Below are 23,802 nucleotides of genomic sequence, written 5' to 3'. Positions count from 1 at the left end.
CAGCATCATTTTTGAAGGAACAGCCCATGTCTGATTTGACCCTACCTCAACACGCCTTCCCTGCAACAACAGGTGAAGTCAATTTAGCTGAATTGGCAACTGAATGGCTGATTGTTTATTTTTACCCAAAAGACTCAACGCCTGGCTGTACCACACAAGCAGTCGGCTTTTCTTGCTTAAAAGACCAATTTGATGCACTTAATACCACGATTATTGGTATTTCACGTGACTCCGTAAAAGCACATCAAAACTTCACTGAAAAGCAAAACCTCAGCATTAATTTAATCAGTGATAAAGAAGAAGTTCTTTGTCAGCTATTTGATGTCATTAAAGAAAAAAATATGTATGGCAAAAAAGTGATGGGCATCGAGCGTTCGACGTTTATTTTCCATGAAGGTAAATTGGTAAAAGAATATCGTAAAGTAAAAGCTGCTGGGCATGCTGAAGCAGTTCTAGAAGACCTAAAAGTCCTTCAATCTGCATAAGCACAAGCACCGCGCGCGACAAAATTACACGCACTTTTTCAAGCAAAGCTTCTCAATCAGCCTATTTTAAAATAGGCTTTTTTATTACTAAAAGATTAAAGACCAAGCAATGCTCCACATCACCAGCGCAATGAGACCATCTAAAACTTGCCATGCTTTAGGACTTTTAAACACTGGAGTTAATACACGTGCTCCATAACCCAGTGCAAAGAAAAATAACCATGATGCCGTAATTGCACCTGCTGCAAAATATGCAACAGCCTCAAATTGTGCAGAAATAGAGCCCAATAGAATAACGGTGTCTAAATAAACATGTGGATTTAACCATGTCAGACTTAAACTAATGAATATCAAATGTTTTAAGCCTTGTACACTTGCATTATTGAGTTCAATAGCAGACTGGCCACGTCGTGCTTGCTTAGCATGCATATAGCCATACCAAAGCAAAAATAATGCACCGCCCCATTTTGCTAATTGCACAATTTCTGGATAATGTTGCAACACTGTTGCAAAACCAATCACACCTAAGACAATCAAAATTGAATCTGATAGCGCACAGCTCAAGCAAATCCAAAACACATGCTCTTGTCTTAAGCCTTGCTTTAATACAAACGCATTTTGCGCGCCAATCGCCACAATTAAACTAAGGCCAACCAAAAGACCTTGAATATAGGTATGCCACATAAGCATCAAACATGAAAAAGATGAGGCTTATTATCAATGCTTCTGTTTAAAATTGAGTATTATTAAGAAAATATCAACCTAACTAAATTATTTTAAGTAAAGATCAATATGCTGAACCATAAACAATGCGATGCATTTTTAGCGGTGGCTGAAACAGGCAGTTTTGAGGCTGCGGCCATCCGTTTATCCATTACTGCTTCTGCTGTGACTTTGCGTGTACAAAGCTTAGAAAAAAACTTGGGACATATTTTAATTGTGCGTGAACGGCCATGCTATGTAACAGATGCTGGACGCAGTCTATTAAATTACTTACAACATAACCGATTACGTGAACAGGATTTTTTACATCAATTAACTGGGCAGGCTCAGAGTTTTTACACGGTCAATATTGCGACCAATGCCGACTCGCTCGCGACTTGGCTACTTCCAAGCATAAAACCCTGCTTAACTCAGCATAAAATTATTGCGCATTTTCATGTAGATGATCAGTCCGAAACGCATCTATTAATGCAAACAGGCTTAGTCAATGCCTGTATTTCCGCAGAGCCACGTGCTATGCAAGGTTGTATTGCACAGCCTCTAGGCCAAATGCGCTATCGCTTAGTGGCAAATCCTGAGTTTGTAAACACATGGTTTAGTCAAGGTCTCACACGTGAAGCCTTAACTCATGCGCCAGCGATTATTTATAACAATAAGGATCAACTGCATAGCAACTTGCTTTTGCAACATTTTGGATTAAGCCCCGCATGCTACCCACACCATGTTATTCCCTCATCTTCCGCTTTTGCTGAGGCTATTTTTATGGGTTTAGGTTTTGGCCTAGTCCCAGACCACCAAATTGAGCAACGTTTAAAGACAGGGCAATTAATTGATTTAATGCCAAAGCTAAACGTTGAAATAACGCTATATTGGCATCATTGGAAGCAACAAGCCTTGGCTCTTGATCAACTGACACAACACCTTTTACAGCATGCAAGTGAAAATATGAATGGTGCTATTAAGTAATTAATCTTATCCAAATGAATGATTAAAATAGCGAGCACATTATTTTGACTGTAACTGCCCTTTTAAACGAATATTCACTTTTTCCCCTACGCCACCATAGGCCTTTTTCATCCCAAAATCACTGCGGTTAATTGAACCCACTGCGTTCACATCCAATAGCCTTGGATTGGCTGTATTTGGCTTGAGTAAGGTCATAAATACTGTTGGTTTGGTAATGCCTTTTAAGGTCAAATTGCCATAGACGTTATAATGATCGGCATCAATAGGAACAAATTCAGTGCTCTTAAACATCATGGTTTTATATTGATCGGCATCAAAGAAATGTTCACTCAAAATCATTGGCCGTAATACAGGTGGATTAAACTGCAAACTGTTGGATGATAAAGTCACAACGACTGATGCATTTTTAGGTTGATTGATATCAAAATATAAACGTGCCTGAGCCTCGTCTGAAACACCTTGTACCACCGTTAAACCGACAGTTTTAATATCAAAACTAACCAAACTTTCTTTGGTTAGCCCCCAGACTTCTGCATGCGAAGTTGAATAAAGCAATGCTGATATACCAACACTTGCCCCAACTTGCATGACACCCCTCAGCCTCATGAACAACACTCCACGCTACCTAAAACGTAGCCTTATATTTATAATTGCTGTATTCCACGCCTTGCATAGTAATTGGCATTAAAATACAAGCTTAGGATAAATTGCTTTTGTCTTGATTTTTGAAGTGTTTTTGTAACTGCTTGTATGTATCCGTGATTTGAAAATTCTGTAAAAATTTTACTGTGCCTGCTGGAAATGCATGTTCATCAATCTCACCGCGGTAATACGCTTCACGGATGGGTGTTGCAGACATAGCGCCTTTTAAGCTTTCTAGCTCAACCAAAGGCCATTCTGGGAAGAATTTTAAATAATAAGATGAGTCATCTTTAAAATGCCCAATTAAACCAACTTTTGCATTCTCATCCACTATTTCAGCAACCAACGATTTCACCAGTTTTTGCCATTTCTCATCGTTATACACATCAATCACATGCACAAATTTAATCCGTACTTGATCTGCTTCAGAAAAATTCGACAAAATCATCTGCTCACGTTCAGTCGCTAAAAATGGATTTTTGATATTGCGTTCATTTTGTGCCGAGCCCAAAGCCAAAAGCACATTGCTACTTTGTTCTAAGGCAATTTTTATCGTTTGCAGGTGCGCCAAATGAAAAGGCTGAAAACGACCGATAAAAACCAAATAATCGAATGTATATTTCATATCAAATCAAACTTTTTATGAACTGAGCAGTTGTGCCACTGGCTGAAATATGCGACATAATGTCGGGCATAAAATCAAAACGAACTTTAACGCAAGGATAGTACGATGACACTGAGCTGTATTCAACAACCTCATGAACATTTGAATGCGAATTTGGACAATGGCGTACTGACCTTAGCCATTAACCGCCCTCAAGCAAAAAATGCGCTGTACAGCGAACTCTATCTTTGGATTGCCAAAGCGCTAGATGAAGCAGATCAAGACTCGTCTGTGCGTACGGTTATTTTACGCGGTGCAGATGCAGACTTCAGTGCCGGCAATGACATGCAAGACTTTATGAAGTCTGCTGCCATGAAAGATCAAATTCGCGCTGAAGATGGCCCTCCATTTGTACTCTTAAAATCTGCTGCAAAATTTTCTAAACCGCTCATTGCTGCGGTACGCGGTGTTGCCATTGGCATTGGTGTGACGATTCTTTTGCATTGTGATTTAGTCTATGCAGACAATACTGCCTTATTCCAAATTCCTTTTGTGAGCCTTGGTTTATCGCCTGAAGGTGCTTCAAGCAAATTGCTTGCACGCCAAGCAGGCCACGTAAAAGCAGCTGAATTACTGCTTACTGCAGACCGCTTTAACAGCGAAAAAGCGCTTGCGACCAATCTCATTAACAGCATTGAAGAAGATGTCTACACAACTGCTCAGAAAAAAGCAGCTCAGCTTGCAGCATTACCGCTTGCATCATTGGTGCAATCTAAAGCGCTTATGAAACATGATGTCGATGAAATCGTGTCGTGGATTGACCATGAAGCGGTGATTTTTATGAGCCGTGTCGGTTCTCCTGAAATGATGGAAGCTGTGGCTGCCTTTATGCAAAAGCGCAAGCCAGATTTTTCTCAGTTCAATTAATCTTAAAACTGCATCATCGTTAACAGAAACCATCCAAAATTTTGGGTGGTTTTTTTACATTTGCCCCCATCTCTATTGCAAAACAATCATGGTACATTTGTTATGACTGAATCTCAGAACACTGAAAAAAAGCGCTACTTTGAGCCTGCGCCTGAAGGCATCGATATTGAAAATTTTAAAAAAGTAGTTCAAAGCCGTCGTTCAGTACGTAAATTTACGGATAAAGCGATTCCAAGCGACGTATTAGATGAATGCTTAGACCTCGCCCTGCTTGCGCCAAACTCATCAAATTTGCAGCCTTGGACTTTTTATGTTGTGCAAAACCCTGCAAAGAAGAAACAGCTGGTAAAAGCCTGTTTAGGTCAATTGGCAGCGAAAACCGCAGCTGAGCTGATTGTATGTGTGGCGCGTACTGACCGTGTAGATGAAATGGCAAAACTGAATATTTCTGAATTTCCATTTCCTGAAGCACCTCCTGCTGTGCAGAAGTATTACAAGTTCATTCCTTATAACTACAAAACAGGTTACTTCAATGCACTAGGTAACTTTAAGAAAGTCGCTTTCAAAGTTGCACGTACATTGGATAAACAATTGCCTGTGACTGCCTTTAATGAAGCAGATGCGAAACTTTGGGCAAGTAAAACCACAGCCTTGGCTTGTGAAAACTTAGTTTTAGCTTTGCGTGCTTATGGTTTTGACAGTTGCATGATGGAGGGTTTTGATGAGCCGTTGGTGAATAAAATTTTAGGTTTAAATAGTCAGCAATACCCTGTGATGGTGATTGGCGCAGGTGAACGTGCAGCAGATGGTGTGTTCTTTCCGCAGTATCGTTTTGACCGTGATTTATTTATTCAGAAGGTTTAATTCAAACTATATTTACGTTTAGCAGTAATATGAGACGCGGAAATGTCATCAGCAGCTGTACGAGGCAGGACTCGATTCAATAATTATCGTTTTTGCGATGTTATTCATCACATGACGGAATATAACGAGTTCTGCTGATGACAATGGTTTTGCCTACTTTTCCCGAAAGAAAAGTAGGTCGAACCGAAGGTTATTCCCAAAAGTAAAATGTCTAATAGCAAGACACCGCTACAACCTTATTCTTTTAGAACGTTATATCCACCATTTGAATAAACTCAAAAGCTGGCTCTTCATAAGGATGACTTGCCTTTAAAGCTCTTGCTACCTCGCTCGCCCTTTCTTCAGACACTATCGTTTCCACTCGCCATTCTGGAATTTGCTCCAAAGCGTCCAGCTCACCTATAAACGGATTTGCGCCTTTAACAGGTTTAAATTGCCCTGTACCTAAAACTTGCCAAGCGCAGTGTTCATAGTTTCCTATACCGCCTGCACCTGCTTCAAAAATCGCAAGTTTTGTAGATTCAAGATGTGATTCGGGTACGTAGTAGATGAGTTTGAGCATTTCTATTTAAGATGTATTTCATTAATATCAAAATAATAATATGAAGCGGTTAGTACAATGTCTAATAAAAATTCAAAAACAGATTTAGTTTTAACTTCAGCTGAGAACCTTGCAGATGAAATTCTCTTTAAAACTGCCAACACTTTTTTAGAAAATGCTGCTAAATCCATTCCCTTTGCATCACTTATTAGCAGCTCAATTCAAGCTTATACACGATTTCGAACGCTTAAGGAGCAAAAACAACTTTTAGCTTTTATTCAAGAAACAGAAGCTAATAATCAAGATTTTATAAAACATTTTTTTCAAGATAAACACAACACTGAGCTCGGTTTAGAGCTACTAGGTATATTGGATCAAACCTATTTAGAGCATCAAGCTCGAATGATTGGACGCGCTGTTTTATTAAAATATAATGGGGAAATATCAAAGCAAGAATTTGATAAATATACTTATATTATTACAAAGTTAAACAATCACTTAATTTATTTAATTCAATCTCTAGTTAATACTGGAAAGGATTTTGAAGCTGAAATGCATGATACTGGAAACCCTTTAATTACTGTTATCGGCGTAGGGATGCAAATGTCTTTTCCTAGTCCCAATATGGACTTAGTTAGTTTTGGATTCCTAGAAGAATACTCAAACGAAAATAAACAAATGATAAACTCTCTTTCTCAATATCGAAGAACTCAATTCTTTTATCAATTTTACGAAACCATTTTCAAAGACTAAATCTAATCACATGACTAGCGACATGGATGTCGTCCGTTAGACTGTGGGACAGGACGTCCCATCAGTCTGACAAAGCATTTTTGTTACTTTTGATGCTTCAAAAGTAAGGCTAAAATTACTATTAACTCATTACAAAAGATCACATCTGCAACGCATAACCCAAAACTAAAAACACTAACTGCAAACATATAACTGCACCAAAAAGCTTCCAGCCCTTTTTACGCAGCGCAGACTTATCAACTGCCGAATACTCTACTGTTTTAATCATGTCATCACCTCATCATGAGTGTTGATACTGAACTCGTTTAGTTAGCCATCTTTCTTTTATTTTGCATAGTTATTGTGCATAAATTACACACTAGTATGTTTCCACAAATATAAAAGCAAAATCTAAACCAAGTTCAGCATGGGAGACTGCAAAAGTTGCAGACACAAAAAACCACCAAATAGGTGGCATAATAATGAGGCATCTTAACCAATGTTTTAATATTTTTCCATAAGGTAAAATTAAGAAATTATTTTACAATATTATTTATTACATAAATTACTATTAGCCAATGTCATTACAGTTCCATCCAAAGCCTGACTAAATGCTAAATGCGCTTTAAAACGTATTTTAGTATTCATGGTAATTGCACTGATATCTTTAACAACCGTCATTGCTTTCGGCAAAGTATCTACTGGAAAACGTTCATAGATGCACCCTATCGCACGTGATTTCTCAAATGAAATATGTTTAACCTGCGCTAGGTTCTGTTTATCTACTAATAGGCTATTTTGTAATTGCACCGCATATTGGCTAACTGCCCTTTGCTGCTCTATCTGTTTAAAATTTTGAGCGATATAAAGATCAATATCATCACGAATACCATTCAGATCTGTATCCGAACCCATTAAATTGTGATCAGTATTCAGTTGAAGTTGTCCGCTTCTTTTTTCCACTTCATTGAGCTGTACAACATTCTGTCGCCACATATACACTTCACAGCCATTCAGAAAAATAATACTCGGAATAACAATAAGGGGAATTTTTACTAATTTTTGTAGATTCATAAGTTATCTATATTTTTATTTTAGCAACTCATCTTAAACGAAAAGCTGAACCATTTAAAACGCTGAAGGATGATTATCCCATTGCCATAAAAAAAGCCCCTTTCGGGGCTTTTTCAAATTGTTGATTAAATCAATTAACCAATAAATTTACGGGCATTACGGAACATACGTAACCATGCACCATCTTGATCCCAATCTTCTGGTTTCCAAGAGTGCTGAATCGCACGGAAGTTACGTTCAGGGTGTGGCATCATAATCGTTGCACGGCCGTCTTTAGACGTTACACCTGAAATCGCTTCTGGCGAACCGTTCGGGTTCATTGGGTAATGCTGCGTTGGGTTGCCTTGGCTATCTACATAACGCAAGATCACTTGATCGCCAGCATTCAATGCTGCAATGTTTTCTGCGCTTGTAACCACACGACCTTCACCATGTGCTACAGCGATAGGAAGAATCGAACCTTCCATACCTTCTAACAATACAGAATTTGATTTTTCAACGCGTACGTTTACAGCACGCGCTTCAAACATCTCTGAAGTATTGCGGTGGAAACGAGGCCAAGCTTCTGCACCCGGAATTAACGGCGCAAGCTGAGACAGCATTTGACAGCCGTTACAAATACCTAGAGAGAATGTTTCATCACGGTTGAAGAATTTCTCAAATTGGTCACGAAGTTTTGGATTGAACAATACAGATTTAGCCCAACCGCCGCCTGCGCCCAATACGTCACCGTAAGAGAAACCGCCACATGCTACTAAACCTTCAAAGTCATCAAGACTGATACGGCCAGCAAGCAAGTCGCTCATGTGTACGTCTACAGTGTTGAAGCCGACTTTATCGAATGCAGCAGCCATCTCTACATGACCGTTAACACCCTGCTCACGCAGAATCACCATGTTTGGACGGCGTTCATTGATGTACGGTGCTTCGATTGGCTCGTTCAAATCAAATGTTGGTTTTGCAATTAAACCTGCATGTGATTTGTCCGCGATTAATGCATATTCTTGATCCGCAGTTTCTACGTTATCACGCAGACGTTGGATTTGATGTGACACTTCAGTCCATGCTTGCTGTAATTCAGCACGGTCTAAGCTCAAACCATTTACAGTTAAAGTATCTGTATCGTTTACAGTACCTACAACTGCAATTGCATCTTTAAGGCTAGACGCTGCAACTTCAGCTTCTAATGTAGCCCAATCCGCTTTGCTGATTTGAAGCACTGCACCAATTTCTTCTGCAAATAGGCTAGCAGTAGATTGATCTTCAAGTGCTGCACCTAGGCGTGAAGCGAACATCATTTCTGCAACAGTTGCCAATAGACCGCCATCACCAATGTCGTGATACGCTTTAATTAAGCCACGGTTGTTCCAATCTTGAACCAATGCAAAGAATGCTTTGAAGTCATCGAAGCTGTCTACGTCAGGTGTTACAGAACCGATTGCTTTATAAACCTGAGCAAGGATCGAACCGCCAAGACGGAATTGACCTTTAGAAAGATCGATACGTACCAGTACAGACTCGATATTTTTAAGTTCAGGTGTCAATATTTTGCGAACATCAGTCACAGGTGCGAATGCTGTGATCACGCCTGACATTGGAGAAGTTACAGATTTATCTTCGCCTTCGTCATTCCACGTTGTACGCATAGACAATGAGTCTTTACCCACTGGAATTGCGATACCGAGTGCAGGACACATTTCCATACCGATGGCTTTAACACCTTCGAATAGCGCTTGGTCTTCACCTTGTTGACCTGCAGCAGCCATCCAGTTCGCAGACAATTTAATGTCGCTGATTTGGTCGATTTTTGCAGACATGATGTTTGAAATCGATTCTGCTACAGATAAACGTGCAGAAGCAGCAGGATTCAACAATGCAACTGGCGGACGTTCACCCATTGCCATTGCTTCACCTGTATAACCTACAAGGCTAGTCGTTGTTACTGCAGCATCCGCTACAGGCACTTGCCACTTACCGACGAACTGATCACGTGCAACCATACCTGTAATCGAACGGTCACCAATGGTGATCAAGAACGATTTAGACGCAACCGTTGGGTTTTTAAGAACGCGGTAAATCGCATCTTTCAAATCTGTTACTGTTTCAGCAGTGAAGTCATCGCCTTTACGTTCAATCGTTTCGTATGAACGGCTCATACGCGGTGTACCGCCAAGCATTACTTGCATTGGCATATCCACAGCTTTGTTTTCAAACAATGGATCGTTTACTGTCAATTGACGCGCTTCAGTTGCTTCACCAAGTACGGCGAATGGGCAGCGTTCACGTGCACATAGTGATTCAAATAATTCTAATGAGCTTGGACGAATTGCCAATACATAACGCTCTTGCGCTTCGTTCGACCAAATCTCCATTGGAGACATGCCTTTTTCCAATGATGGAATTTTACGAAGATCAAGGATTGCACCTAACTCGTGATCGTTCACAAGTTCAGGCATTGCATTTGAAATACCGCCCGCACCCACGTCATGTACAGACACGATTGGGTTATGGTCTTCCATGCGCCAGCAAGCATCAATCACTTCTTGGCAACGACGTTCCATTTCTGGGTTTTCACGCTGTACAGATGCGAAATCTAGGTTTTCACCTAACTTACCGCTGTCTACAGAAGACGCAGCACCACCGCCTAGACCGATCAACATTGCAGGACCGCCAAGTACGATTAAAAGATCGCCCGGTTGGATTGCATCTTTTTCAACGTGGTCAGGACGGATGTTACCGTAACCGCCGGCAATCATAATTGGCTTATGGAAGCCTTTTACGTCACCATTTACATTTTGTTCAAATGTACGGAAGTAACCATTTAATGCAGGACGACCAAATTCGTTGTTAAACGCAGCACCGCCCAATGGGCCTTCAATCATAATTTGAAGCGGAGATGCCATACGAGACGGCTTGCCGTAGTTTTCTTCCCAAGGCTGTTCAAAGCCCGGAATATTCAAGTTAGAAACAGTGAAACCTGTTAAACCTGCTTTTGGCTTACCGCCACGGCCTGTTGCGCCTTCATCACGGATTTCACCGCCTGAACCTGTCGCAGCACCTGCAAATGGAGCAATTGCTGTCGGATGGTTATGCGTTTCCACCTTCATTAAGATGTGAGCAGCTTGGCTCTTATATTTGTAAACGTGCTGACCTGTTTCTTCGTCTTTTTTCGGATAGAAACGTTGAGTGTCAAAGCCCACGATCACTGATGCGTTGTCTTTATATGCAGACAAAACGTCATCTGGAGATTCTTTATAGGTGTTCTTAATCATTTGGAACAATGACAATGGCTGAACTTCGCCATCAATTGTCCATTCTGAACCAAAGATTTTATGACGGCAGTGCTCAGAGTTTGCTTGAGCAAACATCATCAATTCGATGTCATGCGGGTTACGGCCAAGCTTGTTAAACGCTGCAACTAAATAATCAATTTCTTCGTCAGATAGTGCAAAACCAAACTCAGAGTTTGCTTTCACTAAAGCGTCTTTACCTTGACCTAAAATATCAATTGCATTTAATGGCTTTGGTTCAGTTTCAGAGAACAGCGCAGTCGCTTCTTCAATTTGATTGAACACGCTTTCTGTCATGCGGTCATGCAATGCCAGTTTTACTTCATCAGAAACAGCATTTACGCCCTTCAAAGTAAATAAAACACCGCGTTCAAGGCGATGAACCGGTGTATTACAGTTTGCAAAAATATCCGTTGCTTTCGATGACCACGGAGAGATTGTCCCAACGCGTGGCGTCACTAATATTTGGACTTCATCACTTGCTGGCTGGCGCAATTCAAAAGATTGACCATCATTAAGCAGCTGTAAAGCAGATTGCTGTTGCTGTTCGCTTAGCGCTTGGTCAAATAGATAGACCAATTGGCTTTCAATTTCTTGAACAGAACTAATCGAAGATAGACGTGTTAATAGTTGCGTTTTCTTAAAAGAAGAGTGTGCTGGTGCACCGGCCACGATAAACATGCTGATTTTGGCTCCACGGGCTGGTCTTTTGAACCAAGCCGCAATGTGACTTGAAGAGAGCGCATATTCTACTGTGAATTAGTTAAATCAGCTAGATGCCAAAAGCAGTTTCTATCCGAGAATGACACAAGATTTTTTAAATTTTGTTTTTATATTCAGTAAGCAATATTGAATCTAGTCGCACAGATTACCATAGTTTTAATTGTAAAAATTATTAATTCTAAATAATTCTCTATCTGATGAATTTTTCAGCATATAAGCGTCTTACCGCATACAATTTACCCTAGCGCAAAGCGCTATAAATACTGACGCTTTTGATTCAAAATTCACTCAATATTCACAGCAATTAATACCAGCCTTATTCTTTCTCAGGCTTACTTCAGGTTTTGACTATCTACATAATGCAGTAAATTTAAAACCGCTTCTGAAGCCAGCTGCAATGATGCAGGATCAATCAAGTCAATGGTGTCACAAGCCTGATGATAACAAGGTGCAAACTCCAAAACGTCACCCTGCATCTGCTCATTAAATAAAATGATTGAGGCCACTGGAACTTTCCCAAGGAACGGCGCAGTATCACTCGCTGTTAAAGTCGAAATATCTTTTTTAACCGCAACTCCTTTTTGCTTAAAAAATTTGCTTAAGACCTGCTCCAATGCCGCATCTCCTTCATGCACGGGTACGGCGCGCAGCCCATCCAGCAGCGGTTTGAATTCTGCATCTTTCATACCGCGCTCTTTCAGCATTTTCTCCATTTCATCTACAGAAGATTTCGTCGCATCTGCAATCATAATTTCTGGATTTTTTGTTCCTACCATATCAACATTAATATATGCCAACGTATGCTCGAGTTGTGAAGGGGTCATACTTTTAACAAAGGCCTGTGAACCGCCTATGCCTTCTTCTTCAGAATCCCAAAAAGCTAGATAAACGGTATTGTTCGGTTTGTTTTCCGGTTTTGCATAATGGTGCATCAATTCCAGCAGCAGCGCAGTGCCTGAACCATTATCGTTAATCCCCGGACCTGTTTTCACAGAATCATAATGTGCACCCACAATGACCGCGTCATCTATATTTTTACCTTTGATTTCGACAATAATATTTTGACCAACCACTTTTGCTCTATTTTCAAAGGCAATCATCTGCGCTTGGAATCCTGCTTCATTGGCTTCATTCATAATGTATTTTGCACTTGCCAGCCCACCCGCAGTTCCTACCGCACGGTTGCCTGCATGTTTTACAGCAATATCCTGTAAAGCCTGCAAATGCTCCATCATTTTCGTGCTGCTGAGTGAAACTGTAGAGTATTGAACTTCTGCTGGCGAAATACCCAGTGTTTGAACCGAAGCACAGCCAAATAATGAAATACTGCAGCCAATTGCCAATAACGGCGCTAAAAAATTAAATTTCATTCAATTCCCCTCATCTTTATATGCATCAATATTTAGAGAATTCTAATTCAGCATATATATGAGGATATAGGCACTTTAAGTAAGTCACTGCCTCTTCATTTTTCAAAAATTGTTAAGCTGATTTGTTTAAAGTAAAGCCGGCGGCAGCAAATTCAATCACGCCATTTTCTTTGACATAAACTTTCCAGTCTTCCAGCAATTCATGCAATTTTTCTGGATACCGCTCTGCCAAATCATCAGTTTCACCAGCATCTGCTGCCAAGTTATACAGCTGCCACTGATTTGGGCCATTTGGCGCAGGGATAAATAAGGCTTTCCAATCGCCTTTACGCAATGCTTTTTGCCCGAACAGCTCCCAGCCTGTAATGTGGTCTGCATCATGAATATGATCTTGCTGCTGGTTTAAGTATGGCAGAATACTTTTACCGCGCAGCGGCACTAAATCACGGCCTTTGTATTGTGTACCCGGATGCTGTACATCCAAAACATTTAAAAGTGTCGGCAGCCAATCCATCACGGTAAGAAACTCATGGCTAATTCCTTGCTGACGCCCAAAACCTGTGTGCTTAATAAAAGCTGGTGTACGGATGCCACCTTCACTGGTATGCGCCTTATATAGCCGCGCTGGCGCTGTAGCTGCCTGTGCCCAATGTTCGCCATACCAGACATACGAATTGCCATTGCCGATATTTTCAAAACTATTGTCATAATACTTAGAAATCACCGTTGCCAAATCAGGGCCAAATACTGGCAGCGCTTCCAGCTGCGCGCCTTCTGCGCCATTATCAGACAGGAATATAATAATCGTATTGTCGTATTGCCCTGTTTTCTTTAAATACTCAATCACACGGCCAACGTTTCGATCCAGCCGATCCACCATCGCAGCATAAACTTCCATGGTGCGCGCAGATTGCTTCTTATCAGTATCAGACAGCTCATCCCAAAATTTAGTTTTCGCCAGTACTGGATGAATCGTTGCATCTGCCCCGACCAAGCCCAGTTCGCGGACACGATCCAAACGTTTTTGACGTAACACTTCAGGGCCTGCATCATATACACCCTGATATTTTGCAATATCATCACGATGAGCTTGCAGTGGCCAATGTGGCGCCGAAAATGGCAGGTAAGCAAAAAAAGGACGGCTTGCACGAGCTGTATCATCTGTTAAATAGTCCAGCAATTTATCCGTAAAATAATCTGATGAGTAAAAGTCAGCTGGAATTTCATGAATATATTCGTCATTTTCAGCATATAAACCGCGTGTCACTTTTAACAAACCCGGCACTTCTTCTTCAGGTATATCTGCTTCAAATGCATAATGATTGGCAGCCCCTGGCAATAAGGTAAAAGACTTTTCAAAACCGCGCTTTGCTGGAAAACGGTCCGCTGTTAAGCCCAAATGCCATTTGCCCGACATCACCGTGTAATAGCCCGCATCCTGCAGCAATTCAGGCAAAGCCGCCACCTGATCATTCAAATAGCCTTCATAGCCCGGCTGACCTTTTTGCTCTGGCCGAATAGACTCTGCCATCGAACCAAGTCCAGCCAAATGGTGATCTGTGCCTGACAGCAGCATCGAGCGGGTTGGCGAACAAGTTGAAGCCGTATGAAAATTGGTAAAACGTAGTCCTTCCAGCGCAATTGCATCTAAATTGGGGGTTTGTATTTCCCCACCAAAGGCACCTAGGTCAGTAAAACCCAAATCATCTGCGACAATGAGTAAAATATTTGGCTGCTGTTGTGACATCTGTTTTTATCTTCGTTTTTATAAAAAAACTACAGTGCCTGAAAACAGGACTGAAACCCTGTCAAAGATTTGACAATCTCTAGCTAAATTTCCGCAAAGCTATGCACTGAATAGCGTAGGAAAAGTGTCAAACTATAACGCGTTGCTCTAGTGCATTTCCTGTAATTTTGGCATGATGCATACAGTAAATAACTGAATAATGATAAATGACTCACATGCGTTGGCTTGAACTGCTCTCCACAGTTCGTATCGGCAGTAAAAAACAAAGTTCTGAACAGGCGCGCAGCCCTTTTCATAAAGACTATGACCGTATTATTTTTTCGCAAAGCTTTCGCCAGCTCAACCGCAAAACCCAAGTCCATCCGCTGACACAGCATGACGGCATTCATACGCGTTTAACACACTCGCTCGAAGTGTCTTGTATCGGCCGCTCACTTGGCATGCTGGCTGCTGAAAAAATTAAAGATCAGCTTCCGGTTTGGATTTCCCCTGCAGATGTCGGCGCAATCATTCAAGCTGCCTGTCTGGCACATGACATTGGCAACCCGCCATTTGGCCATGCTGGTGAATATGCCATCCGTGAGTGGTTTGATGACGCATCACATACCGATTTTTTAAAAGACTTAAGCCCTGAGCAAGAAGCCGATGTACGCCAATTCGAAGGCAATGCACAAGGCCTGCGCTTACTGACTAAAATTGATTATCACCCCAATGACGGCGGGATGCGCTTAACTTACGCAACCTTAGGGGCTTACTTAAAGTATCCATGGCTGTCCAAAACCATTGCGTCACAAGGCAACACGCCAGCCAGTAAACGCGCAAAGTTTGGCTGCTACCAATCTGAAAAAGAAATATTGCAGCAAATTGCTGAACAGCTCGGCCTGATCCAGCTCGGTGATTTCCACTATTGCCGTCACCCGCTGACCTACTTGCTCGAAGCTGCCGATGACATGTGCTATGCCCTAATTGATTTGGAAGACGGTATTATTCTCAACATGCTGAGCTATGAAGAAGTTGAGCCTATTTTTCTGAATTTGATTGGCGACTATGGTATTCCATCTGAGCTTTCAATGAATACCACGTGGCAGCAGAAAATTGCCGCGCTGCGCGGGCGCGTCATGAAACGCCTAGTAGATGAAGTGACGACCGCTTTTGCCAAACATCATTTTGAAATTCTTTCAGGCCAGCTGCAAGGCAGTCTACTGGACTATTGCCCAAATGATATTGGTCAAGGCATTAATCGTGCTAAGGATTTAGCACGGGATAAAATTTTTGAACATCCGCAAAAAGCTGGTTTAGAAATTATTGCGCATCAAAGCTTACAAAATATTTTAGATGCGTTCATTCCGCTAACCACGCCAAATAAAACGCTGAGCTTTAAAGAGCAGCGCCTAATGTCTATTTTACAGCGTTCAGGCACACAATTTGGTGAAGATCACTATGAAAACATCATGAGGGTATTAGATATTATCTCTAAATTTTCAGACCATCAGGCCTATAATTTGTCGCAAGAACTACAAGGCAATAAAGTTGGTTTTTTTTAAACCTATTCATTAAAAAAATTTTTGTAGAACAGTGAATTAGAATAGAATCTTTCGATGTTAAAAATGTAAATATCATAATTAGGAGAATAACTAAATGCTTAACTGGAATGATGATAAAACTATAAATGAAATCTTATACACCTCACTAACTCTCGCCACTGCTAAAACAGGCCAATCATTAATCGGCGAAGCAGATCAGGCTGCACGTAATGCAATTCATTTTTGCCAACAAACTCCCCCAGTATCAGGATCTTTTACCCAAATCAAAAACGCTTATATTTTTAAAAATGTCAAACATGATAATTTTGGTGGGGTGAATGCAGCGATCGATGGCATTGTCAAAATCACACCTTCAAATCCAATTATTCGGGAAGATCTAGAAATAACGCTTACGACCATTGAAATGAACTTAACTATTGAATATTTAGAAGGTAATGAGTTTATTCAAGGTGACAAAAATACTTAGCTCGGACGAATTACAACAACGACTGTCAAACCACACACACAAAGTCGACTCATTAACGCGCAACAAGCGAGTAAAATTAGATTGGTTAATAAATCAGATCAACTTGTTGTTTACTCCCAAACAAAAAAAAATCGCTTTGCTATGACTACATATACTTTAACTGATTTTGAATCTGCACAATATTCAACATTGGATCAAAATGAGAATAAAATTAATTGGTTATCAACCAAAGCAAAATTACATGTAAAAAATAGTCCCATTGGCACCTATGAAGTTAGCTTCGATAATCAAGAACAACCCTTTATGATGGATATCCATTTTCCTATTTCGGGACATCTTGAAATCAAAGATCAAAACTCTTCTAACCTCATTCGTATAAGTGCAGATGAAAACGCCAAAAGATTTAATTATCAAGTTTTCCATCAAGGTAAGCCTCAGGATAAAATAACTAAAGATTGGGAAAATTTCTTAGGTTGGGAATCTGAAATTTATTCATTTTTATAAAGATAATTTTTATATTCTATTTTATAAGTTGATATTCATTCGAATGAGCTTAAACAAACATTTAATTTGAGTTTGTTATTTAGGGCCAAACAAATTGTTTATAACAATGAGCAATATTATGCATAATATTGCTCACTCAATTTACACTTTTCGTTTAAGAAGATAACTACATGATCGGATGCCTGATTGGTGAAGTGCTGGCGCTTGAAGCCCCAACTGTACTTTTAAATGTAAATGGCGTTGGCTACGAAGTTGACACCCCGCTCTCAACATTTTGCCAATTGCAAAAAGGACAAAAAGTCACTTTATGGACCCATTTGGCTGTACGCGAAGATGCTCAGCTGCTTTATGGCTTTGCCAATGCGCAAGAAAAAACCATTTTCCGCACACTGATTAAAGTGAATGGTGTCGGCCCTAAAATGGCACTTGGCATACTATCCACCTTAAGTGTCGAAATGCTAATTCATACCGTTGAAAATGGCGATGTGAAAACACTGGTGAAAGTACCAGGTGTAGGCGCCAAAACAGCTGAACGTTTGATGATTGAACTGCGTGACCGTTTTAAAGCCATGTCAGCTGTATCTGTTCCAAATAACTCGACCAGCCCGCAAATTCAATTTACGGGCAACTCCGCTGTGGCTGAGGCAGAAGCTGCTTTACAATCTTTAGGCTATAAACCTGCCGAAGCACAAAAATTAGTGAATGCGGCTAAAGGTGACTTTACTGAAGCCAGCGATATTATTCGAGCGGCATTAAAGTCGATGAATAAATAAGCCACTTAAAAAACATCCCGGCCTATTATTTGATATGTGCTGGCGACATGGATGTCGCCGTTAAACTGTGCTAAAAGAATGTAGCATCAGTTTAACAAATGGGTTTTGTCACTTTTGCCCAGTCAAAAGTGAAAATCGCCTATACAATAGGTATAAATAGTCCAAAAGTTATTTAAGGCAGTGCTCACATTGACCTTGAGTTTTAGAGATTAATTACATCAATATGCAAGACCGTCTCATCAGTGGCTCCGAAAAACCCGAAGACCACTTCGACCGCGCCATTCGCCCAACATCCCTCGAAGACTACATCGGACAACCCGTCGTACGCGAACAAATGGAAATCTTCATCGGGGCTGCCCGTGGTCGTGCTGAAGCACTCGATCACACCTTAATTTTTGGCCCACCAGGTTTGGGTAAAACCACACTGGCCAATATTATTGCCCGCGAAATGGGTGGTAATCTAAAGTCCACTTCAGGCCCTGTATTGGAGCGTGCAGGCGATTTAGCCGCGATGCTGACCAATCTTGAAGAAGGCGATGTGCTGTTTATTGATGAAATTCACCGTCTTTCACCAGTCATTGAAGAAATTTTGTATCCCGCAATGGAAGACTACCAGCTGGATATTATGATTGGCGAAGGCCCTGCTGCCCGCTCCATCAAACTAGATTTACCTCCATTTACGCTGGTGGCAGCAACCACTCGTGCAGGATTGCTCACCTCGCCACTGCGTGACCGTTTTGGTATTGTGCAACGCTTAGAGTTTTACTCTGTCGAAGACTTAACACATATTGTTAGCCGTTCAGCCAATCTCATGGATGTGCCCATGACCGCTGAAGGCGCTCAAGAAATTGCCCGCCGTTCACGAGGCACACCACGTATTGCCAACCGCCTATTGCGTCGTGTACGTGACTATGCACAGGTCAAAGGCACTGGCGAAGTCACTCAAGATATGGCACAGCGCGCATTGGATATGCTCAAAGTTGATAAAGATGGATTAGATATACTGGACCGTCGCTATTTATCTATGCTTCTAGAGCGTTTTGACGGTGGGCCTGCTGGCGTTGAAGCACTCGCCGCCGCCATGGCTGAAGACTCTGGCACACTTGAAGATGTCATTGAGCCATACTTAATTCAGCAAGGCTATGTGATGCGTACAGCACGCGGTCGCATCGCAACCAATATGGCTTATTTACAATTTGGAATGACTCCACCAGAACCCAAAGATAAATAAGGCCTAGACCACAAGATAAAAAAGCAACTTCGGTTGCTTTTTTATCTTTCAATTGAGTGAATAATGCAGTGAAAACCTAAAAAAACGTCTTCAAATTTGGGTTGAAATCAACATCCTTACAGCTCATAACATGCCATATAAATATGAGCGCTTAGTTAAAAAAGATACTTGGTTTTTTATTTTTAAAATCATAATCATAATCATAATTTATACAAATGAATAAAATCGTCTTCCTCAGTCGCAGAAATCACATTCCAACTACATTTTAAACAATAAAACAACAATTCATTCATCAAAAGATCTTGTTTAAAACATAATGCTCAGTTAATTTTATAAATGTGATTCATTTAACACTATTTTTGTAAAATGTAAGTTAAACAATAAAACAGCGGAACATAAAAATAAAATCTAAACCCGTATAGCCAGATCAAAAGAAGTACAAAAGTTTTATTGCTGTTCTATGTCAGCGTACATAGACAGCAATAAAACACTTAAATTACTTAATACTAAAGGGAAACGGTCATGAAAAATTTTATTTTATTTGCGTGCGCATCTTGCATAGCAACAGTTGCTTTAGCAGATTCATCTTGGCAATGTGCCAATTCAATTGCTGAAATATCTTGTGCTAAACAAGGATATTGTCAAATTCCTCAGAACCTAAACAATACATTTAGCATTACCATTAAAAATAACAACCAAATTGCCGTATGTGCGCAAAATAACTGTTGGCGTGGTTCTAGCCAAGCCGTACAAAATGGCAACCAAACCACCTATGCCATTAAGCAATTTAGTTGGACTACCCTTGATCAACCCAATAGTGAATACCTACTCGCTGTAGATCAAAATACACAGCACTTATCACTACAAGGTGCAGGTAAAAAATATAATCTACAATGTGTGAATGCCTAACCCCATACACCTAGAGGAATGAGAAGGATATTATATGCACCACATCAGGCTGTGAGCGCTAGCACATCGAACAAAAAGAATACCCTGTGCTAGCGATCTTCCAGTTGCTCATTTGAGCTTGAATTGAACTACTCAATAATAATTCTAAGCTATTAAAAATTTATGCCTGCTCCTACTGCATGCAATGACTGGTCTTTCTAACTTTTAAAACACCAAATACTCTTATAGAAGTCGAATGCTGATCAAATAAGCTACAGCCTTGCAGAGCAATCTAGATTTGAAATCTTGTGCCATTGGACTAAGCAGTCATAGTGCTAAAATTTTCGCTCACAACGCTTGACCTTTAGCTAAGTAAAAGTCAATTTAAAGACCTTAATCTTAAGCTCAATCACAGCAATCATTTTAAAATAGATCCAAAAACGGAATAAACACATGGCGAATAAATTCGAGTTCAATATTCGTGTCTATATTGAAGATACTGATGCAGGTGGCATCGTCTACCACGCCAATCATATTCGCTTTATGGAACGCACTCGCACCGAATGGCTTCGCGCATCAGGCATTAGTCATTATTGGCATCAAAAAGACTATAATTTTGTCGTACATAAAATTAGTGTGAAATATGCACGCCCTATACTTATGGATGACTTAATTACCGTAACTGCTTCTGTGGTTTCATGTAAAGCTACGTCATTTGTATTGCAACAAAATATTTATCGTGGTGAAATTATGCTTGCATCGGGTGAGGTCGAATTGGCATGTATTAATGCAGATATGCGACCAACCCGACTTCCTGAAGAAATTCGTGATCTAATTCTAAAAGAATTGGAACAAGATTAAAAAAATTACTTGGCTTAATGTAACTATGGCAACACAACTAGAATCTTCTCTGCACGTCACTGATCTAATTTTACAGGCGAGCCCTGTTGTACAGCTGGTGATGCTTCTCCTTCTATTCGCATCACTGTATAGCTGGTATCTGATTGCCAAATTGCATTTAAGCTATAAAAAAGCCCAGACCGATGATGAACATTTCCAAAAAATCTTTTGGTCTGGTGCTGAACTAAATACGCTATATAACAATGCCCAACTCAACTCTAAGCGTGTTGGCCTCGAAGACATTTTCTATCAAGGTTTAGGCGAGTTTTTAAAACTTAAAAAGCGTCAAGCAAGTTTGCCACAAAGCATTGAAAGCACCGAACGTATTTTGCGTGTTGGTTTAAGCCGTGATCAAAGCTATTTAGAACAAGGCCTTGGTGCTTTAGCCAGCATTGGCTCTGTTGCGCCTTATGTGGGTTTATTTGGTACTGTTTGGGGCATTATGAATGCATTCATTGGTCTTGCAGATGTTGACCAAGTGACTTTGGCAACGGTTGCGCCAGGTATTGCAGAAGCCTTAATTGCAACAGCCATCGGTTTATTTGCCGCAATTCCTGCTGTACTTGCATTCAACCATTTTACTGCTAAAGGTGAAGCAATTTATTCAGATCGTGCCTTATTTTCTGAAGAAATGGTGGCTTTATTACAACGCCAATCTTTGGGTTCTGATCAGGAACAAAAATAAATGGCTATTCAACGTTCTGGACGCTTTGAGCGTATTAAAAAGCCCCTAAAAAGTGATATGAATGTGGTTCCCTACATTGATGTCATGTTGGTGCTTTTGGTTATTTTCATGGTCACTGCACCCATGATTACCACCGGTGTAAAAGTCGACTTACCACAGGCCAATAGCAGTCCTATTCAATCTGAAGACCGCCCTGCCATTGTGACTTTAGAAGCTGACGGCACAATTAAACTTGAAGATAAAACCCATAAAAATGATGTACTCAGTTTGGCTGAGCTGACTGTGGCATTAACAGATGCTCAAAGTCAGGCAAAAGCTGAGCAAAAGCAATTGAGCGTACTCATAAATGGTAGCGAATCTCGCCCTTATGGCGAAGTCATTAAACTTATGTCCGCATTACAAGATGCAGGATTATCTCAAGTTGGATTACTGACCGAGCCATTAAAATAATTTATGAAAGATTTTAAGAAGCCTCCGTTTAAGCAAAAAAAAATTGCCATTGGTTTTACGCTCGGCGTACATATAGTGGCAGTTGTTGGTTTGCTTTATCTCGGCATGAGTAAACCACCTGAACCCCCTAAACAAATTAAAACGGTTCTGATCAAACCAGAAGATTTAAAGCCTGTTACACGTGAAGAAACAGCCTTTGATGAAACTGCACATGAAAATATTGCACCTGAGATCACACAAACTGCTGAGCCGAGTCAAGAGCCTGCACCGGTTGTTCCAACAGCCCCACCACCACAAACAATACCAACACCTGCACCAACGCCTGCAGTAGACACTAAAAAGCTAGATGCTCAAAAAGCGGCGCAGCAAGCTAAGTTAGCCGAAGAAGCTGAACGCAAAGCGGCAGATGATGCGAAACGTGCAGAACAAAAACGTTTAGCTCAAGAAGCGAATCAGCAAAAAGCGAAAGCCGAGGCTAAGGCAAAAGCTGAAGCTCAAGCACAAGCCGAAGCAGATATTAAACGCAAAGCTGAATTAGAAAAGGCAGCGCAAGATGCCAAACGCCAAGCGGATTTGAATGCTAAACGTCAAGCTGAAAATGCAAAATTAAAAGCAGATGAGGCAAAACGTAAAGCTGAAGCAGACGCGAAGGCTAAAGCTAACGCGAAAGCCAAGGCAGATGCCGACGCCAGAGCGAAAGCAAATGCAGAAGCGAATAAACGTAAAGCAGATGCTGATGCCAAAGCAAGAGCCGATGCAAAAGTAAAAGCAGATGCAGACGCCAAAGCGAAAGCAAATGCGGAAGCCAATAAACGTAAAGCTGACGCGGATGCGAAAGCAAGAGCCGACGCTAAGGCCAAAGCAGATGCTGATGCCAAAGCGAAAGCAAATGCGGAGGCCAACAAGCGTAAAGCAGAAGCTGATGCGAAGGCTAAAGCCGATGCAAAAGCTAAGGCAGATGCAAAAGCCAAAGCAGATGCAGAAGCGCGTGAACGTGCTGCCGAAGAAGCCAAAGCCTCGTCTGCACGTAAAGCTGCTGAAGAAGCTGCTGAGAAAAAAGCGGAAGCGAAAAAAATTGCATCGTCTGCAAAACGTGATTTTGAAAATAAAATCCGTCGCGTATGGGACACACCTTCTGGTTCAGCAGGTAAAACTGCAACTGCACGAATTAGCTTAACCGAAAGTGGTTCAGTTCGTTCCGTGGTTGTCACAGCCAGCGATCCTGATATGAAAGCGAGTATTGAAGCGGCAGTTCGTGCCGCTGCTCCCTATCCAATGCCATCAGATCCTGATGCAAGACACGAAGCCATGACTTTAACGTCTACGTTTAGGTCTGCAAATTAAATACAAGCTATTCAACATCTTTAAAATCCCTGCACATCTGTCAGGGATTTTTTGCAAGTGCTTCAAATAAATCACTAGACTAATATGCTCAATAAAATGCAATTAATAACCCTAAAAATTCAAAATAATTCCACATTCCGCAGTTAATTTATATGCATGGAAAATACTGTCATAAAAAATTCACTGCCTAATGAACACTGCAACACAACAAGCTGATAATATTTGGACAGTTTTTCACACTCCAATAACAGATTAATCATAATGTGATGCTTTTAATATTTTTAAAACATGCCATTATATGACACATTCACAGTAACAAAAATTTATAG

The 23,802-nt window shown here is 40.8% G+C and carries 24 protein-coding genes; 15 read left to right on the top strand and 9 right to left on the bottom strand.

Going from position 1 to position 23,802, the window contains the following annotated elements; all coding sequences use genetic code 11:
- Window positions 1–26 precede the first annotated feature (26 nt).
- The gene (locus DYI81_RS10860; protein ID WP_106985923.1) at window positions 27–485 is read left to right on the top strand and encodes a peroxiredoxin; all 459 of its coding nucleotides are present in this window, start codon (window positions 27–29) and stop codon (window positions 483–485) included.
- An 87-nt stretch (window positions 486–572) separates the two neighbouring features.
- On the opposite strand, the gene DYI81_RS10855 is transcribed toward DYI81_RS10860, so the two are convergent.
- Complete coding sequence (locus tag DYI81_RS10855) at window positions 573–1,169, bottom strand: LysE/ArgO family amino acid transporter (protein WP_117007541.1); 597 nt, start codon at window positions 1,167–1,169, stop codon at window positions 573–575.
- Window positions 1,170–1,277: 108 nt separating this feature from the next.
- Between DYI81_RS10855 and DYI81_RS10850 the strand changes: the two genes are divergently transcribed.
- Window positions 1,278–2,174: a LysR family transcriptional regulator ArgP gene (locus tag DYI81_RS10850; protein ID WP_117007506.1), complete on the top strand. Its 897-nt coding sequence runs from the start codon at window positions 1,278–1,280 to the stop codon at window positions 2,172–2,174.
- Between the two features lie 39 nt (window positions 2,175–2,213).
- Here the strand turns inward: DYI81_RS10850 and DYI81_RS10845 are convergent, their stop codons facing one another.
- Both DYI81_RS10845 and DYI81_RS10840 read right to left on the bottom strand, forming a co-directional pair.
- On the bottom strand, window positions 2,214–2,762 hold the full coding sequence (locus tag DYI81_RS10845; protein WP_120364873.1) for a YceI family protein: 549 nt from the start codon (window positions 2,760–2,762) through the stop codon (window positions 2,214–2,216).
- Window positions 2,763–2,871: 109 nt separating this feature from the next.
- On the bottom strand, window positions 2,872–3,441 hold the full coding sequence (locus DYI81_RS10840) for a nicotinate-nicotinamide nucleotide adenylyltransferase (RefSeq protein WP_117007504.1): 570 nt from the start codon (window positions 3,439–3,441) through the stop codon (window positions 2,872–2,874).
- 105 nt (window positions 3,442–3,546) lie between these two features.
- Between DYI81_RS10840 and DYI81_RS10835 the strand changes: the two genes are divergently transcribed.
- Both DYI81_RS10835 and DYI81_RS10830 read left to right on the top strand, forming a co-directional pair.
- Window positions 3,547–4,347, top strand: coding sequence for an enoyl-CoA hydratase-related protein (locus DYI81_RS10835; protein ID WP_106985928.1), 801 nt, complete (start codon window positions 3,547–3,549; stop codon window positions 4,345–4,347).
- 102 nt (window positions 4,348–4,449) lie between these two features.
- Window positions 4,450–5,211: a nitroreductase family protein gene (locus tag DYI81_RS10830; RefSeq protein ID WP_117007503.1), complete on the top strand. Its 762-nt coding sequence runs from the start codon at window positions 4,450–4,452 to the stop codon at window positions 5,209–5,211.
- Between the two features lie 244 nt (window positions 5,212–5,455).
- Here DYI81_RS10830 and DYI81_RS10825 read toward each other — a convergent pair whose 3' ends face one another.
- The gene (locus tag DYI81_RS10825; RefSeq protein WP_106985930.1) at window positions 5,456–5,773 is read right to left on the bottom strand and encodes an NGG1p interacting factor NIF3; all 318 of its coding nucleotides are present in this window, start codon (window positions 5,771–5,773) and stop codon (window positions 5,456–5,458) included.
- Window positions 5,774–5,830: 57 nt separating this feature from the next.
- Here DYI81_RS10825 and DYI81_RS10820 point away from each other — a divergent pair, with 57 nt between their 5' ends.
- Window positions 5,831–6,505 carry a hypothetical protein gene (locus DYI81_RS10820; RefSeq protein WP_117007502.1) on the top strand — a complete coding sequence of 225 codons (675 nt, stop codon included), beginning with the start codon at window positions 5,831–5,833 and terminating at the stop codon, window positions 6,503–6,505.
- A gap of 139 nt (window positions 6,506–6,644) precedes the next feature.
- Here the strand turns inward: DYI81_RS10820 and DYI81_RS18240 are convergent, their stop codons facing one another.
- From DYI81_RS18240 to DYI81_RS10800, 5 genes are all read right to left on the bottom strand, one after another.
- Complete coding sequence (locus DYI81_RS18240; RefSeq protein ID WP_252383555.1) at window positions 6,645–6,773, bottom strand: KGW motif small protein; 129 nt, start codon at window positions 6,771–6,773, stop codon at window positions 6,645–6,647.
- Between the two features lie 260 nt (window positions 6,774–7,033).
- Complete coding sequence (locus tag DYI81_RS10815; RefSeq protein ID WP_117007501.1) at window positions 7,034–7,558, bottom strand: hypothetical protein; 525 nt, start codon at window positions 7,556–7,558, stop codon at window positions 7,034–7,036.
- 134 nt (window positions 7,559–7,692) lie between these two features.
- Window positions 7,693–11,529, bottom strand: coding sequence for a phosphoribosylformylglycinamidine synthase (gene purL, locus DYI81_RS10810; protein WP_117007500.1), 3,837 nt, complete (start codon window positions 11,527–11,529; stop codon window positions 7,693–7,695).
- A gap of 374 nt (window positions 11,530–11,903) precedes the next feature.
- A complete protein-coding gene (locus DYI81_RS10805) occupies window positions 11,904–12,941 on the bottom strand; it encodes a M20/M25/M40 family metallo-hydrolase (protein ID WP_171356350.1) in 1,038 nt (345 codons plus the stop codon).
- Window positions 12,942–13,053: 112 nt separating this feature from the next.
- On the bottom strand, window positions 13,054–14,688 hold the full coding sequence (locus DYI81_RS10800) for an arylsulfatase (RefSeq protein WP_117007499.1): 1,635 nt from the start codon (window positions 14,686–14,688) through the stop codon (window positions 13,054–13,056).
- 206 nt (window positions 14,689–14,894) lie between these two features.
- On the opposite strand from DYI81_RS10800, the gene DYI81_RS10795 reads away from it, so the two are divergent.
- From DYI81_RS10795 to tolA, 10 genes are all read left to right on the top strand, one after another.
- Window positions 14,895–16,232 carry a deoxyguanosinetriphosphate triphosphohydrolase gene (locus DYI81_RS10795; protein WP_106985643.1) on the top strand — a complete coding sequence of 446 codons (1,338 nt, stop codon included), beginning with the start codon at window positions 14,895–14,897 and terminating at the stop codon, window positions 16,230–16,232.
- Window positions 16,233–16,326: 94 nt separating this feature from the next.
- On the top strand, window positions 16,327–16,698 hold the full coding sequence (locus DYI81_RS10790) for a hypothetical protein (RefSeq protein WP_117007498.1): 372 nt from the start codon (window positions 16,327–16,329) through the stop codon (window positions 16,696–16,698).
- A gap of 141 nt (window positions 16,699–16,839) precedes the next feature.
- Window positions 16,840–17,202 carry a hypothetical protein gene (locus tag DYI81_RS10785; RefSeq protein ID WP_130125666.1) on the top strand — a complete coding sequence of 121 codons (363 nt, stop codon included), beginning with the start codon at window positions 16,840–16,842 and terminating at the stop codon, window positions 17,200–17,202.
- Window positions 17,203–17,372: 170 nt separating this feature from the next.
- Complete coding sequence (gene ruvA, locus DYI81_RS10780; RefSeq protein WP_117007496.1) at window positions 17,373–17,975, top strand: Holliday junction branch migration protein RuvA; 603 nt, start codon at window positions 17,373–17,375, stop codon at window positions 17,973–17,975.
- Between the two features lie 223 nt (window positions 17,976–18,198).
- A complete protein-coding gene (ruvB, locus tag DYI81_RS10775; protein ID WP_117007495.1) occupies window positions 18,199–19,206 on the top strand; it encodes a Holliday junction branch migration DNA helicase RuvB in 1,008 nt (335 codons plus the stop codon).
- Between the two features lie 522 nt (window positions 19,207–19,728).
- Entirely contained in the window at window positions 19,729–20,115 is a 387-nt protein-coding gene (locus DYI81_RS10770) for a hypothetical protein (RefSeq protein WP_106985647.1), read from the top strand.
- A 432-nt stretch (window positions 20,116–20,547) separates the two neighbouring features.
- Entirely contained in the window at window positions 20,548–20,955 is a 408-nt protein-coding gene (gene ybgC / locus DYI81_RS10765) for a tol-pal system-associated acyl-CoA thioesterase (RefSeq protein ID WP_106985648.1), read from the top strand.
- Between the two features lie 25 nt (window positions 20,956–20,980).
- Window positions 20,981–21,679 (top strand): protein TolQ, encoded by a 699-nt coding sequence (tolQ, locus tag DYI81_RS10760; RefSeq protein ID WP_106985649.1) that lies wholly within the window; start codon window positions 20,981–20,983, stop codon window positions 21,677–21,679.
- A complete protein-coding gene (gene tolR / locus DYI81_RS10755) occupies window positions 21,680–22,129 on the top strand; it encodes a protein TolR (protein WP_106985650.1) in 450 nt (149 codons plus the stop codon).
- Window positions 22,130–22,132: 3 nt separating this feature from the next.
- Window positions 22,133–23,473 carry a cell envelope integrity protein TolA gene (tolA, locus tag DYI81_RS10750; RefSeq protein ID WP_117007494.1) on the top strand — a complete coding sequence of 447 codons (1,341 nt, stop codon included), beginning with the start codon at window positions 22,133–22,135 and terminating at the stop codon, window positions 23,471–23,473.
- Window positions 23,474–23,802: the final 329 nt, after the last annotated feature.

The organism is Acinetobacter sp. SWAC5 (assembly GCF_003419885.1).
GTDB lineage: Bacteria > Pseudomonadota > Gammaproteobacteria > Pseudomonadales > Moraxellaceae > Acinetobacter > Acinetobacter cumulans.
The sequence above is the reverse complement of the archived record's forward strand: the minus strand, read 5'-3'. Positions and strand labels throughout refer to the sequence as shown.